At 64.8% G+C, this 14,557-nt stretch carries 13 protein-coding genes and 1 pseudogene; 4 read left to right on the top strand and 10 right to left on the bottom strand.

What is annotated here, in order from left to right:
• The first annotated feature begins 57 nt into the window (after positions 1–57).
• Together BDD21_RS15925 and BDD21_RS15920 are read left to right on the top strand one after the other, a co-directional pair.
• Positions 58–1,389, top strand: coding sequence for an urea ABC transporter substrate-binding protein (locus BDD21_RS15925; RefSeq protein ID WP_245969640.1), 1,332 nt, complete (start codon positions 58–60; stop codon positions 1,387–1,389).
• Positions 1,377–4,133, top strand: coding sequence for a bifunctional diguanylate cyclase/phosphodiesterase (locus BDD21_RS15920; protein WP_120797973.1), 2,757 nt, complete (start codon positions 1,377–1,379; stop codon positions 4,131–4,133). Before BDD21_RS15925 ends, BDD21_RS15920 begins: the two co-directional genes overlap by 13 nt.
• Here BDD21_RS15920 and BDD21_RS15915 read toward each other — a convergent pair.
• Positions 4,040–7,228: an efflux RND transporter permease subunit gene (locus tag BDD21_RS15915; protein WP_120797972.1), complete on the bottom strand. Its 3,189-nt coding sequence runs from the start codon at positions 7,226–7,228 to the stop codon at positions 4,040–4,042. The two genes, BDD21_RS15920 and BDD21_RS15915, sit on opposite strands and share 94 nt — an antisense overlap.
• The gene (locus BDD21_RS15910; RefSeq protein ID WP_120797971.1) at positions 7,225–8,340 is read right to left on the bottom strand and encodes an efflux RND transporter periplasmic adaptor subunit; all 1,116 of its coding nucleotides are present in this window, start codon (positions 8,338–8,340) and stop codon (positions 7,225–7,227) included. Before BDD21_RS15910 ends, BDD21_RS15915 begins: the two co-directional genes overlap by 4 nt.
• A gap of 135 nt (positions 8,341–8,475) precedes the next feature.
• On the opposite strand from BDD21_RS15910, the gene BDD21_RS15905 reads away from it, so the two are divergent.
• Entirely contained in the window at positions 8,476–9,171 is a 696-nt protein-coding gene (locus tag BDD21_RS15905) for a TetR/AcrR family transcriptional regulator (RefSeq protein ID WP_120797970.1), read from the top strand.
• Between the two features lie 159 nt (positions 9,172–9,330).
• Here the strand turns inward: BDD21_RS15905 and BDD21_RS15900 are convergent, their stop codons facing one another.
• From BDD21_RS15900 to BDD21_RS15890, 3 genes are all read right to left on the bottom strand, one after another.
• Positions 9,331–9,837: a GNAT family N-acetyltransferase gene (locus tag BDD21_RS15900; protein ID WP_120797969.1), complete on the bottom strand. Its 507-nt coding sequence runs from the start codon at positions 9,835–9,837 to the stop codon at positions 9,331–9,333.
• Positions 9,834–10,106: a type II toxin-antitoxin system TacA family antitoxin gene (locus tag BDD21_RS15895; protein ID WP_120797968.1), complete on the bottom strand. Its 273-nt coding sequence runs from the start codon at positions 10,104–10,106 to the stop codon at positions 9,834–9,836. The genes BDD21_RS15900 and BDD21_RS15895 overlap by 4 nt, the downstream gene beginning before the upstream one ends.
• A gap of 149 nt (positions 10,107–10,255) precedes the next feature.
• On the bottom strand, positions 10,256–10,894 hold the full coding sequence (locus BDD21_RS15890) for an ATP-binding protein (RefSeq protein WP_211335075.1): 639 nt from the start codon (positions 10,892–10,894) through the stop codon (positions 10,256–10,258).
• 172 nt (positions 10,895–11,066) lie between these two features.
• Between BDD21_RS15890 and BDD21_RS15885 the strand changes: the two are divergent.
• Positions 11,067–12,331 (top strand): annotated as a pseudogene (locus tag BDD21_RS15885) (transposase).
• A 53-nt stretch (positions 12,332–12,384) separates the two neighbouring features.
• Here BDD21_RS15885 and BDD21_RS15880 read toward each other — a convergent pair.
• The 5 genes from BDD21_RS15880 to BDD21_RS15860 are packed head-to-tail and all read right to left on the bottom strand — an operon-like array spanning position 12,385 to position 14,447.
• Positions 12,385–12,612 carry a hypothetical protein gene (locus tag BDD21_RS15880; protein ID WP_120797967.1) on the bottom strand — a complete coding sequence of 76 codons (228 nt, stop codon included), beginning with the start codon at positions 12,610–12,612 and terminating at the stop codon, positions 12,385–12,387.
• A gap of 12 nt (positions 12,613–12,624) precedes the next feature.
• Complete coding sequence (locus tag BDD21_RS15875) at positions 12,625–13,662, bottom strand: virulence RhuM family protein (RefSeq protein ID WP_120797966.1); 1,038 nt, start codon at positions 13,660–13,662, stop codon at positions 12,625–12,627.
• The gene (locus BDD21_RS15870) at positions 13,659–13,853 is read right to left on the bottom strand and encodes a ribonuclease HepT family protein (RefSeq protein ID WP_120797965.1); all 195 of its coding nucleotides are present in this window, start codon (positions 13,851–13,853) and stop codon (positions 13,659–13,661) included. Before BDD21_RS15870 ends, BDD21_RS15875 begins: the two co-directional genes overlap by 4 nt.
• The gene (locus tag BDD21_RS15865) at positions 13,843–14,151 is read right to left on the bottom strand and encodes a nucleotidyltransferase family protein (protein ID WP_120797964.1); all 309 of its coding nucleotides are present in this window, start codon (positions 14,149–14,151) and stop codon (positions 13,843–13,845) included. The genes BDD21_RS15870 and BDD21_RS15865 overlap by 11 nt, the downstream gene beginning before the upstream one ends.
• On the bottom strand, positions 14,139–14,447 hold the full coding sequence (locus BDD21_RS15860; RefSeq protein WP_120797963.1) for a hypothetical protein: 309 nt from the start codon (positions 14,445–14,447) through the stop codon (positions 14,139–14,141). The genes BDD21_RS15865 and BDD21_RS15860 overlap by 13 nt, the downstream gene beginning before the upstream one ends.
• Between the last annotated feature and the right edge of the window lie 110 nt (positions 14,448–14,557).

Here is a 14,557-nt window from a genome sequence, read left to right as displayed (position 1 = left end):
ATTTCAATCAGAGCGCTCACGCTCCCCCGAGGAAGCCGACATGACCGAGTGCGTTCCATGCTACGAGCGTCCGCGAAATGGTCGGCCGTCATTCCCGAAGTCAGTCTCGGCTGCACCCTAGTGCGCATTCCGCGTTCACTCCCGACGATTCTGCTGATCTCGGCGACACTCGCTGCGGCGGCACTGATCCCGGGCTCGCTTCGCACCTCGGTCACGGAGCCGATCCGGATCGGGGTTTTCCATGCTGCGTCCGGCCCGATGGCCGAGAGCGAGAAAGGGCTTGTCGATGCCGCGCGGCTCGCCGTGGAGGAAATCAATGCCGAGGGTGGACTGCTCGGACGTCGTGTGGATCTCGTCATCGCCGAAAACGATTCGGATTGGACCACTGCAGCCGCCGAGGTCGAGCGCCTGATTCTTGAAGAGCGCGTCAGCGTCGTGCTCGCCTGCTGGACCTCGGCCTGCCGCAAGGCCGTCAAACCGGTGGTTGAAAAGCACCGCCACCTGATGCTCTATGCGCTGCAGTACGAAGGTCTCGAGCAATCGCCGCACCTCATCTACATGGGCTCCGCACCCAACCAGCAGATCATCCCCGGGGCGCGTTGGACGATGGACCGATTCGGGAGTCGGATCTATCTCGTCGGCTCCGATTATGTCTTCCCGCGCACCGCCAACCTCTTGATTCGGGACCTGGTGACCGCGGCCGGCGGCGAGATTCTGGCGGAGCGCTACGTGCCGATGGATGCAACCGATCTCGACGCAATCGCCGCCGAGATCCGACGGCTGGCACCGGACGCCGTGCTCAATACACTCAACGGCGATGCCAATCGGCATTTTTTCGCGTCATTGAGGGCCGCAAACCTCGATGCAATGCCGGTGGTCTCGTTCAGCGTTGCCGAACCCGAGCTTCGTTTCATGCTCAGCGGGCGGATCCATCGCGAGCATTACGCGGTGTGGGGTTACTTCCAGAGCCTACCGGATGACGTCAACCGTCGTTTCGTCGCCGCGTTCCAACAACGCTTCGGCGCCGATCGCGTCGTCAGCGACCCGATCGTCTCGAGCTACAACGGGATCAGGCTGTGGGCCGAGGCGGTTCGCGAGGCCGGTACCGACGATCCGGCACAAGTGAATCGCTCGATCGGACGCGCGAGCCTGCAAGGGCCTTCCGGGATCGTCGCCCTGGATGCGGCCACGCGACACCTTTGGCGCAGGGTCTACGTGGGTCATGCCCGAGCGGACGGTCAATTCGATGCGGTCGAGATCTCCGAAGCGCCGATCCGCCCGGCGCCGTTTCCCGCCTACCGCAGCCGCGCACAATGGCGCGCGCTGGTCGATCGGCTGTCGGACGAATCGAATCGGCGCCCGCCGGAGGATCCACAGTGGGTGCCGTAAGGCCACGCCGTCTCGGCCTGCGTTTGGCGGTCGGCTTCCTGATCATCGCACTGCTGCCCTTGGCGGGTCTGGCCTGGTTCTATCTGCACACCTTCGAGCGCGCACTCACCGCCACCGTCTTGCAGAACATGACCTCGATCGCCGACAAAAAAGCCGACCAGATCGACGACTACATCAATGAACGGCTGGCCGACGCCCGCTCCTTCGCGAGCCAGGCGCAAGTTCGCGAGGCATTGTCGGCACTCGTCGCCGCCGATCGACGCGCAAACCGCGCCGCGATTCCGAATCCGAGCACAATCGAACGCACGGAGCTGGCCAAGCTCGGCGAGCGCGCCGACTACCACGACGTGCTCTTGATCGACGAAGAAGGCGATGTCGTCTTTTCGCTTCGCGGCGAGGCCGATCTGGGCACCAACCTCGTGCATGGCCCGTTTCGCGATACCGAGCTGGCCGCGGGCTTTCGTCAGGCCATGACCTTCATGCACATCGACCTGACCCGTTTCGCGCCGTATCGGCCGTCCGGAAACGCGGTCGCAGCCTTTGTCGTCGCGCCGATCCTCCAGGGACAGCATCCGATCGGCGCACTGGCGCTTCAGGTCAACCTCGACACCCTGATGCCGGTGGTGAGCGACCGCACCGGACTCGGGACGACCGGCGAAACCGTGCTCGCCGTTCAGGACGGGCAGGCGGCACGCTACACCATCGCGCTCGAGCGCATGCCGGGAGCACCCTTCACCAATCGGGTTCCGCTCGAACGCACGGCAGAGCCGATGCGACTTGCGCTGGCCGGTAGCCAAGGCAGCGGTCTGGTGAAGGACTACGGCGACATCGAGGTTGCAGCGGGCTGGCGTTATCTACCGGCGCTGGGGTGGGGCATGGTGGTGAAGATCGATGCCGCCGAGGCCATGGCACCCCTGCATGCGATGCAGCAGGCGACGGCATGGGCGTTCACGCTTTTTGTGCTCGCCTCGGCCAGCGCAGCACTCGTACTCGGTCGCCGCTTGGTCAGGGACGAAACCACCATCGCCGCCCAACAGGCCCGCTACCGCGCCATGCTCGGCAGTATGAACGACGGGGTTGCCCTGTACCGCCCGCGCCCGGACGGGAGCGAGTTTGTCCTGATCGACATCAATCCGGCCGCCCAGCGGATCGCCGGGGTGGCCGGACGCAAGGAGGTGCTGGGACTGCCGTCTCGGATCGTCTTCCCGGGTTTGGAGGCTGCGGGCATCTACGCCGCCTTTCGCCGCGTTCATCGCCATGGCGGGCGTGAAACGATCAGCCCCGCGGTGTACGACAAGGGCTCGGCCCGTCTGTGGCTCGAGAGCGACGTGATCCGCCTCGAGGGAGGCGAGATCCTTTCGGTCCTCAAAGACATCACCGCGCGCAGGGCCGCGGACGAACGCATCGAGCACCTCGCCCATCACGATGGTTTGACCGGCCTCGTGAATCGTCACAACCTCGAGATCCTGTTGCAGCAGGAGCTGCACTCGGCACACCGCGAAGGGCGCCGGCTCGCGGTCCTCTTCATCGATCTGGACCGCTTCAAGGTCATCAACGATACGCTCGGCCACCATATCGGCGATCTGCTGTTGGTCGAGGTGGCACGCCGGCTGCGCCGGGACGTGCGCGAGAACGACATCGTCGCGCGCCAGGGCGGAGACGAGTTCGTTGTCGTGCTCACCGCCATGGAGCGTGCCGAAGACGCCGCGCCGGTGGCCGCGAAGATCCTGAGCGCACTCGGCGAGCCTTACACCATCGACGGCGAACGGCTGCACACCAGCCCCAGCATCGGCATCAGCATTTATCCCGATGACGGCCTGGACGCCGACACCCTGATGAAGAACGCCGACACCGCGATGTATCACGCCAAAGAGCAGGGCCGCAACAACGTCCAGCACTTCACCGAGGCGCTCAACTTGGCGGCTGGTGAACGCCTGACGGTCGAGCGCGAGTTGCGCGTCGCGATCGAGGAGGGTCAGCTCGCCGTACACTATCAGCCCCAGTTCGAGGCCGATGCGGATCCGCTCGGCCGTCCCTACGCCATGGAGGCCCTGGTGCGTTGGCACCATCCAGGGCGCGGCTTGCTCGCTGCAGGCCATTTCATTCCGATCGCGGAGGAATCCGGACTCATCCACGCGATCGGGGACTGGGTCTTGAACGAGGCTTGCCGCCGTTTCGGCCAATGGAAGCACGCCGGCATCGGACCCAAGCGCATCGCCGTCAACCTCTCGGCCCACCAACTGCGCAACCCTGCCCTCCTCGAGACCGTCGCCGCCGTGCTGCAAGGCTGCGAGCTGCACAAGGACGAGCTCGAGTTCGAGTTCACCGAGACGGTCGCGATGCGCGATCCGGCGCGCGCGGTCGAGACGCTGCAGGCACTGCGCGGCCTCGGGGTCACGTTGGCGATCGACGATTTCGGTACCGGCCATTCCTCGCTGGCCTACCTCAAGCGTCTGCCGATCCAAACGCTGAAGCTCGACCGCGAGTTCGTGCGCGATATCGAAACCGACGAGAACGACGCCGCGATCAGTGCCGCGACCCTCGCACTCGCCCACGAGCTCGGCCTGCGGGTCGTGGCCGAGGGCATCGAGACGGAGGGTCAGAGCCGTTTCCTGCGAGCCCACGGCTGCGACCGCCTGCAGGGCTATTTCTACGGCAGACCCGAGCCCGCCGAATTCTGGACGGCGCGCTGGACAGAGGGCGGGTCCGCCGAGTTCAAGCGCACCCGAAACCACAGTGCATAGAGCGCCGGCAGAAACAGCAGCGTAATCAAGGTGCCGATCAAGACCCCGCCGATGAGCACGAAGGCGAGCGGCCCCCAAAAGGTGTCGGTCGTCAGCGGGATGAAGGCGAAGACGGCCGCCGCCGCGGTCAACACTACCGGACGCGCGCGCTGGACCGTGGCCTCCACGACCGCCGCGGAACGCTCCAGACCCTGGTGCAGGTTGTCCTCGATCTGCTTGGCCAGAATCAGGGTGTTGCGCATCAGGATGCCGGCCAGACCGATCAGCCCGAGCAGAGCGACGAAGCCGAACGGACGATCGGCGATCAACAAGGCCAGCGTGGCCCCGATCACGCCGAGCGGCGCCGTGGCCACCACCATGAGCGTGCCCGAGAAACTGCGCATCTGGAACATGATGACGATCAGCATCAGGACCAGCATGATCGGCTGGACGCGTTGGATCGAGGCATCGGCCTTGCCTGATTGCTCCACGGCACCGCCGATGTCGATCCGATACGCGGGCGGTAGCTCGGCGATCAGCCCCTGCAGCTCGCCCCAAATGGCCTCCGTCACGTTCGGTGGCTGTGCGTCCCGGACCTCGGATTGCACCGCAATGAAGGGCTCGCGGTTGTAACGCTTGAGCACCGGATCCTCGAAGGCGATCATCAGCTCGCCGGCCTGCTCGAGCGGGATCGTTTGGCCGTCGAGCGTCTTGAGATTGATCCCGGCGAGGCTGGTCGGCGTGATCGCAGCGTCGATTGCTCCGGGTCCTCCGGCACCGTCCGCGCTCACTGCGCCCTCGTCGGCGAGCCCCCGAAGGATCAGCTGAACATTGCGGATGTCCTCGCGGATCTCGGTCGCCGGCAGCCCGGAGAGCTGGTACTCCAGCTGACCGGCCAGCTCGCGCGGGGTGAGCCCGATCAGACGCAGACGCTCCGGGTCGAGGGCAAGCCGCACCACGGGGACACGCTCGCCCCAGTCCAGATGTGGATCCACCGTATTGGGATTCGCCGCGACCACCTCGCGCACCTGCTCGGCGATCCGGCGCAGCACCAGCGGATCCGGCCCCACCACACGAAAGGTCACGGGCCAGATGACCGGCGGACCGTAGAGCAGCGTGTGCACGCGCACCCGCGCCTCGGGAAACGCGCCGGCATCCACATGCGCTTGGAGCTGCGCGATCAGAACGTCGCGCTCGGCCGCGCCTTGTGCCACCACGATGAGCTTGGCAAAGGCCGGATTCGGAAACTCGGGGTTCAGGGCCAGAAAGAATCGCGGAGCGCCCGCGCCGAGATAGGCGGCGCTCGAACGCACGCCCGGCGCATCCGCCAGGATGGCTTCCACCCGCTCGACCACGGCCGCCGTCGCGCGGATCGCGCTGCCTTCGGGGAGCCGGATGTCGATCAGGACCTCGGGGCGATCAGATGTCGGGAAGAACTGTTTCTGTACGCTGCCGGCCAGGCCGACGATCGAGAGGACCAAGAGCCCGAAGGTCGCGGCCACGACCCAGATCTTGTAGCGCACACAGCCGCGAATCAACCCGCGCAGCGTCCGGTAGAGCGGCGTCGCGTAGGCACTCTCCACGGCATGCTCGCCCGGGCTTGGCGGCGCCTTCAGCAGCAAGGTGCCCAGGTAGGGCGTAAAGGTCACCGCCACCACCCAGGAGGCGAGCAGCGCGAAGGCCAGCACCCAGAAGATGTTGCCTGCATACTCGCCCACACCCGAGCGCGCAAAGCCGATGGGCACGAAGCCGATCACGGTCACCAGTGTGCCGCTCAGCATAGGCGCTGCGGTCACCGTCCAGGCATGCGCCGCGGCCCGCAGCCGATCCCATCCCGCCTCCATCTTCACCAGCATCATCTCGATGGCGATGATGGCGTCGTCGACCAGCAGCCCCAGGGCGATGATGAGCGCGCCCAGGCTGACCCGGTCCAGGTTGATGCCCTTGATCAGCATCAGCAGGAAGGTGATCCCGAGGGTCAGCGGGATGGTGATGCCCACGACCAACCCGGCGCGCCAGCCGATGGCGACAAAGCTGACCAGCATCACTACCGCGACCGCGACCAGGAACTTGATCTGAAACAGATCGACGGCATGCGTGATGGCGTCGGCCTGATTGGTGAGTTGCGTGAAGGCGACGCCCAACGGCAGGCTGGCCTCCAACCCCTCCTGCAGCTCGGCCAGGCGCTTGCCGAGCGCCAACCCGTTCTCGCCGCGCTGCATCACCACGCCGAGCAGGACCGCATCCTCCCCGCCGGCGCGGATCAGAAACTCAGGCGGATCCTCGTAGCCGCGGCTGACCTCGGCGATCTCGCCCAGCGTGATGAGATGCTCGCCGACACGCAGCGGGACATGGCGAATATCCTCGAGCTCACGCAGCTCGGCATCCGGACGCAGATAGAGCCGCGGCCCGTCTGTCTCGACCAGTCCCGCCGGGGCAAGCCGATTTTGGGCATCTAGTGCCTCGCGCACCGCCGCCGGCGACACCCCGAGATTGGCGAGACGCGCCTGATCGAGCTCCACGAAGAAGCGTTGCGGCCGCTCGCCGAGGATGCGCGCCTTCTGCACCCCCTCGACCCGGGCCAGTCGATCGCGAATCCGCTCGGCCTCGCGCACCAGCAGACGGTTCGGCAGATCCGGCGCCGAGAGCGCATAGAGCGCGAAATACACATCCGAGAAGTCGTCGTTGACGAAAGGCCCGCGCACCCCGGCCGGAAGACTTGCGGCCGCATCCGACATACGTTTGCGCACCTGATAGAAGAGATCCGGGATCTGCTCGGAGGGCGCGAAGTCCTGAAACTCGACCAGCATGTCGACCCGTCCGGGACGCGCCGTGGTCTCCAGCCGGTGGAAGAGCTCGACCTCCCCGATGCGCTTCTCCAGCGGATCGGCGACCAGATCCTGCATCTGTTGCGCGCTTGCCCCCGGCCAGAGCGCCGAGACCACCATCACGCGCACGGTGAAGGCTGGATCTTCCGCGCGGCCGAGCTGCAGGAATGCCACCAGACCGGCGACCGCGGTCACCAGGATGAGAAAGAGCGTGACCGAGCGCTCGCGCACGGCGAGCGCGGAGAGGTTCAACCGCGTCCCCGCTGCCCTGTCGTCGGAGGTGCTCATCGCTCGAGCACCCGCACGGCCTGGCCGGGCAGCAGGAGATGCGCCCCGAGTGCGACGACCGGCGTGCCCGGCGCCAGATCGGTTCGGATCTCGGCCTGCTCACCGACGATGCCGAGCAACTCGACCGGCTCGGGCTCGACTCGCCCCTCCTCGATCCGCCAGACCATCGGTCCTGCACCGCGCTCCAGGATCGCACCGAGCGGTACCCGGGCAATCGGCCTGGACGACTCGCGTGCCGTCTCGAAGGTCAGGGTCACGGTTGTGCCGAGCCCCGGCGCGCTCGGTAGCTCGGGCAAACGATAGCGCGCACGCCAGGTCCGACTGAGCGGATCGGCGCTGCCGGCGATCTCGCGCAGGGTCACCCGTGCGGACGCCGCGCCCCCCGCAGTATCCCCCGCAGGTCCGTTCGCGAGCCGCGCCGTCGCCTCGCTCGGCAGTACGACACGTCGTGATTCGGGCACCTGGACCTCGATCTCGCGCGGCCCGTCCTCGGCCAGCCGCGCAACCGCCTGACTCGGTGAGACGACCTGTCCGACCTGTCCCTCCACGTCCAGGATCACGCCCGTGGCGGGCGCGACCAGATCGGCATACAGGATCGCGTTGCGCGCCTGCTCCAGGCTCGCCTCGGCGGCCAGCAAGCGCTGCTCGGCTGCGCGCGCGGCGGTCACGGCCCGGTCATGGTCCTGCTCGCTCGCGAGCCGCTTGGTCAGAAGATCCCCGAGCCGCTCGCGCTCGCGCTCGGCGTTCTCGTGCTCCGCCCGGGCGCTGGCCACCGTTGCCTCCGCCGCCAGGCGTTGCTGCGTCACGTCGCGCGGATCGAGCCGGAACAGGACGTCCCCGGCCGCGACCTGCGCCCCGGCATCGACAAGACGCGCCTGGATCTCGCCGCCGATACGGAAGGACAGCGGGATCTCATGGCGTGCGCGTACCGTGCCCGTGAGCGTCCAGACGCTGTTCGGTGCGGGCTCCACCCCGACCGACAATACCCAAGGCACCGATTCGCGATCGGGCAGCACCTCGCGCGCGGTCGCCTCGTCGGTACTCGGCCCGCATCCCGAGGCGAGGAGCGTCGTGATGAACACCGCTCCGATCTTGTTTATTCTGGTCGACAAGGGTCACTCCTGCACCGCAAGCGCCGGCGTTGGTTGGGATACCGAGCGCACGTGCGCTCGGTATCGTTGACCACACCATTATTACTGTACGATAGCGTTTAGTAAATAACCAAGAAGATGACGGAGAACACAGCCATGCCGAGACCCGAAGCCGGCGCATCGGGAGGACCGGATACGCCACGAGCCGCCGGGCGCGGTCGACCGCCGGATCCCGCCAAGCACGCAGCGATCCTCGCGGCCGCCCGAAGGCTCTTCTTCTCGGGCTCGATTCAGGCGCTCAACATGGAGGCCGTCGCCCGTGCCTCCGGGGTTTCGAAGGTCACGGTCTACAGCCATTTCGGTGACTTACAGGGTCTGATCCGCGCGGTCGTGCTGCTGCAGCGCAGCGAGATGACGGCCGCACTCGACGACCTGCCCTCGGGGCAGCGCGGGCTGAAACAGGCGCTGATCGATCTGGGATGCGCGCTGATGGGATTCCTGAGCAGCGACGACTATGTCGCCCTGCAACGCATGCTCGCGACCTTGGCCCGAGAGGAGACCTGGCTCGGGGCGCTCGTCTACCGGGACGGTGCGGAGGCGACGCGCGATCGCCTCGCCGCCCGCTTGGCCGAGGCTTCGGCGCGCGGGGACCTGCGCGCGCACGACAGTCGCCTGGCCGCCGAGCAACTGCTCGGCATGTGGCAGGGGATTCAGACCACGGGGCTCTTGAGCGGCGGCTGTCCGCGACCGGACGCCGAGGAACTCCGGCGTCGGGTCGAATGCGGGGTGGATGTGCTGTTGCGGGCCTATGCACCCGAGGGCATCGATCGCAAGACCGACCGGTCGGGTTGACACGCCCTTCAGCCTAAATTCGGCATTCGGAAACGCAAAGGCGCAAAGGACGCAAAGGAAAACAAGAAACTTCAATGCGAACGACGTTCACCCTGAGCCTGCCGAGGTCACCATGAACAGGTGGCTTTCGTTCATCTCGGGTCACCCGAGCCGAGCGTCTCACTCATCGTGTGCGTCCAATCTTTCGATCGTGCTGATCGGCAGATAGAGATTCAATCCATCCCCCGTCAATGGGATGAATCCGAAACGCCGGTAAAACGCCACAGCGTCCGGCTTGCTGTCCACGATGACGCATTGCACGCCAATCGTGCCGGCTGCGTGCAAGGATTGTTTGAGGGCATGGATCAAGAGGCGCGAGCCAACGCGAAGTCCGGATTCGCGCGCCCGATGGTCGCTCGCCATGCGCCCGATCAAGACGGCCGGGACCGGATACTTCGGCAGGCGGTGAGCGAGGGATTCGGGCAGCTCGTCCCGACCAAGGGACGCCGCGGACAAGGTGTAATAGCCCAGAACCTGAGCGTCCCCATCTTCAGCCACATACACCCGCGCCAAGTGATTGCGCAGACTCTGGCTCGCGTAGCGTCTCAAGTATTCGTCAAGGTCGTCATGGCCGCACGCAAAACCCGCGCGCTTGTGGCGACGGGGGTCGAACGCGACGATCTTCATTCCGGTTCGGCATCCCGGTAGTCGCGCCAGGCGGCTTGCAGAGCGTCGTTCGGCTCGGGGGGATTGTCCAGTGTGTCGGCAAACCGACGCCATTCCTCGGCGTTCAGTATAAAGTGCTGGTGGCTGCGCAGGATTTCCCGGGCCTTGTCCAGAGCTGCGTTCAGCACGAGGCCGGTCAGTGTGTTGCCGCTGATATCCGCCGCCTGCATCAGCATCTGTTTGGCGTTGGCCGGCAATCGGATGTCGAATCGCTCGATGGCTTCGGACATACTCGCTCTCGATACGGTTTATTTCCGTACAGATTAGCAGGCATGAAGACCTTATTCCAACCGGAATGTACTGGCCGGGGAAGCGCCTGTCGATTGCTTACAGCGACCCGCCCTGGCACACAAATCGTTGGGCCGAACTCCGACTGCGGTCAGGAATAGCTCTTGTAAAACGCCTCGGCGGTAAATTTGACAAATTCCTCAGTCTTCTCGGGACTGCGCGCAATCACCTGCCAGGGTTCCAGTCGGGAAATCTCCGTCTGAAGGTCCTTCGCTGTCTTGCTGCTACATCCAAGAATGTCCTGTACCGATCCGGCGGCCACGCCGTCGCATTGGAAGATGTAGGCGAATTCAAGCAACTCCTGGAAGTTGAAGAACTTCTGCTGGTAGTCGTTTGGCGACTGGCTGGCGAAGAAGACCACGACACCCTTCGAGCGCCCTTCGCGAATGATCCGCTGTAGAAAGATATTCTTCTGACCGAGATAGTTGTGGGCCTCGTCGATCACCAGGATGGACCGGATGGTCCGTCGACCCTCGGTCACCGGGCTGTCGGGAAGTGTGGCCATTTCCTTGTAAAGCCGCTCGATGATGAGATAGCCGACCAACTCCTTCAGTACCGGCATGGCATGCAGATCGATCAGCATCGTCCGGTTCGACACCCGGTCCATGGGTGCGCCTTCGCTGCCATGACGCCAGAACAGCTCGAAATCGGATAGATCCCGCAACACCTCGATGAGGCTGTCGTCCTTCTTGCCGTCTGCCTCATAGGCGAGTGCAGCCAGTTCGAGCACATCCGGAAAGTCAGGGTACGGAGTAGCAGATCCACCGCGCTTGGCATAGGCCGCTCGGATAGCCTCAGTTAGCGCATCCTTCTGTAGATACTCGGCCTAGGAGGCTGTCCGACTTGTCGGCCCAGCCTTCGAGTACAATAGGGCCGGGTTCGCATCGACGAGAGAATGCAGCATGGCGGTGAACTTCGTGACGGTGGATCGGGAGACGCCGGATCTGTTCCCGGCTTCGGTGCAGGAGTACCTGCCCGAAGACCATCTGGCGCGGTTCGTGGTGGAGATCGTCGATCGACTCGATCTGAGCCATCTGGTCGCGGCTTACGCCGGCACCGGCTCGCGGCCCTATCACCCGGCGATGCTGGTGGCGCTGTTGTTCTACGGCTACGCCACCGGCGTATTCTCCAGCCGCAAACTCGCACTGGCGACGCACGACTCGATCGCGTTTCGCTCCATCTGCGCCAACACGTATCCCGACCACCGCACCATCGCCGATTTCCGCAAGCGCTTTCTCGACGAGCTGGCGGGGCTGTTCACCGCGGTGCTGCTCATCGCGCAGGCGATGGGGCTGCTCAAGCTCGGTACCGTCAGTCTCGACGGGACCAAGATCAAAGCCAACGCAAGCAAGCACAAAGCGCTGAGCTACGCGCACGCCAACCGCCTGGAGGAACAGCTCAAGGGCGAGGTCGAGGACCTGATGCGTCTGGCCGAGCAGGCCGACAACACGCCGCGGCCCGCGCCGTTGGACCTCCCCTCGGAGCTGAAGCGGCGCGAACAGCGCCTCGCCGTCATCGCCGCGGCCAAGGCCGAGATCCAAGCGCGCGCACGCGCGCTTCGCGGCCGAGCAGGCCGAGTACGAACGCAAGCTCGCCGAGCGCGAAGCCCGTCGCGAGCATCATGCCCACCGCCGGCGGCGGCTTCGAGCAGGCCTACAACGCGCAGGCCAACGTCGATACCGCGACGCACCTGATCGTCGCTCAGCACGTCACCGATCACACCAACGACACGCAGGAGGTCGGCCCGGCGCTGGAGCGCCTCGACGCCCTGCCCGAGGCGCTCGGCACGGTCAACGCAATGCTGGCCGACACCGGCTATCACAGCCAAGAGAACCTCGAACGCTGCGCGGCCGCCGGCATCGACCCCTACATCCCCGCGGCGCGCCAGCGCCACAACCCGCCCTTGGCCGAGCGGCTCGCCGACGACCCGCCCGAACCCCAAGGCCAGCCGACAACGGCCGAGGCCACTGCGTATCGGCTACGCACCCGCGACGGCAAGGCCCGCTACGCCAAGCGCAAGGCCACGGTCGAGACCGTCTTCGGCATCATCAAGCAGGTGCAGGGCTTTCGCCAATTCCTGCTGCGCGGTCTGCGTGCGGTGCAGGGCGAGTGGGCGCTGGTGTGTCTGGGATGGAACCTCAAGCGCCTTTTTGCGCTTAAAGGATGAAAAAGAGGGCAAGATCGCGCGTTTTGGCGGAAAATACTCGCAATTTCGACGTTTCACGCCCCGCTGCTTGTCTCATTTTTGCCAATGCAGGCTCTCGGAACCCAATCCGGAACATAAGTCGGACAGGCTCCTAGGTGAAAGCTCCTTCCACGTATGGCATTGTTGACGCAGATTGAAAAGACGTTCCGATCTGATTTCAGCTTGAGTACTTTGCCCAGGCTCACCCCGTGCTGTTCGCACAGATCCCGCAGCAGTTGTTGATCGGCATCGGCCAGTGTCATGAAGGCTTCTCCCTATTTGCGATCAGGTTTGCCGGCGGGCAGGCGTTCGATCAGTTTGTCGAAGTCGTTTCCGGCGCGATCCTGCTCGGCGATCCGCCGTTGGTGGAACTTCTCGTACTCGTCTTCCGCTCGCTGCTGCGCCATCTGGTGCGAGATCTTCCCCGCATGGGTCAGGATCTCTCGGTCGTTGATATTCAGGAAGGCGTCGAGCTTGGTGATCCAGTCGCCCATGTGCATCGGGATACGGCGCATCGCCTGGCCCTCGGCGAAGATCAGGTATTGCTCGACCAGATTATTCAGGGCCGCCAGCTCGTCTTCGGTCAGATAGTTCTTGGCGATGCTCACGTCCTGCTTGCGGACCTTGGCCCCACGATAGTTGGTCAGGCCCGTATCAGGTCGCTCGGTATCAGCGCGACTGTAGACGATCTCGCCGGCGGTTTGGCCGGTGATGGCCCAGTGCATCTTGTTCTGCACCGTCTGGAAGAAGCGGATGCTGATGTCCAGCGTGGGATCGTAGTCGATGCTGGTGGCGTAGATGTCCGTGATCTTCTGGTAGAAACGTCGCTCGGAGGTACGGATGTCCTGGATGCGACGGGTCAGCTCCTCGAAGTAGTCGAAGGGCTGATCCGGGTTCCGCAGCCGCTCGTCATCCAGTACGAAACCCTTGATGATGTATTCCTTCAGCCGCTGGGTAGCCCAGATCCGGAAACGGGTCGCCACATGGCTCTTCACCCGGTAGCCGACCGAGATAATCATGTCGAGGTTGTAGTGGTCGAGGTTGCGCTGGACCTCGCGCCCCCCCTCCTGGCGAACCGACAAGAATTTCTTGTTGGTTGTCTCGGGAGCCAACTCCCCCTCGCCGTAGATGTTGCGGATGTGCTGGCTGATGTTCTGCTGCGTGGTCTGGAACAGGTCGGCCATCAAAGGCTGCGTTAACCAGACGGTCTCATCCGTCAACCGCACGTCGATCTTGATGCGCCCGTCCTCGGCCGCGTAGACCAGGAACTGGCCCCTGGCGTCGTCTTGGAAAGGCTGGTGTCCGCTGTTCATTCCTCGCCCAACTCCGTTAAAAGGCCCTGTACTGTCTCGGCCAAGGTCGGCAGGGCCGTCTGGATCGTCGCCCACACCCGATCATGCGAAATCGTCGCATAGGCCGACAGATCCAGACCGGCGACGAAGCCCTGAATGTCCGTGACGGCTTCGCGGACATCCCACAGATAGGCGCGCGGATCACGCGGCATAGACCAGCTCCCGCGTCCGTTCGATGTCGGCGCGCACGTAGGGGTTGCGCACGGCTGGGTATTCCACCAAATCGACGCCGCGCCCGAGGAGGCGTTCCAGCTCGGTTCGGACGCTGAACCAGCCGCCCAGATCGGCCTGCGCATCGGGCGCGAACTCCACGAGGAAGTCGGCATCGCTGCGGTCGAGGTCGAAATCCGTGCCGCACGCGGCGGAGCCGAAGACCTCGAGTCGTCGCACCTGGTAGCGCCGGCAGACATCGGCGATGGCGGCGCGTTGGGTGGCGATCAGGGGGTGTATGACTGGCTCGTCTGCCGATTCTGATCAGCGGCGTCCGGCTGCGGATACTCGTACTTGATGACCCCGTCCTCGGAATAGACCACCGGGACACCGTGTCGCCACGCCTTCTCGCGGGCGCGCAGGGCGGCGCGCTGTAGAGCAATCTCGGCATTGACCAGATCGGGATCGCGTTCGCGCGGGTCAGCCGGCGCTTGAGGATCAGTCATGGATTGACTCCTTGCGGCCACTTCGATGAGTTGCTCGTACTGCATGCCGGGTTCCTTGAAGATGCGGTCGATGACTTCCTTCGTGTGCATGGGGACTTGTTCACTCGGTTTGTGGTCGTCGGCATCGTAGCGCCCACGTGTTGGATCCGGAGATGGTCTGCAATCTTACCCTCCACGCGGCTTCAACATGCGGATCCAAC

Source organism: Thiocapsa rosea (assembly GCF_003634315.1).
In the GTDB taxonomy this organism is placed as follows: Bacteria; Pseudomonadota; Gammaproteobacteria; order Chromatiales; family Chromatiaceae; genus Thiocapsa; species Thiocapsa rosea.
Note: the sequence above shows the minus strand (reverse complement) of the source record. Positions and strands in the feature narration are given on the sequence as shown.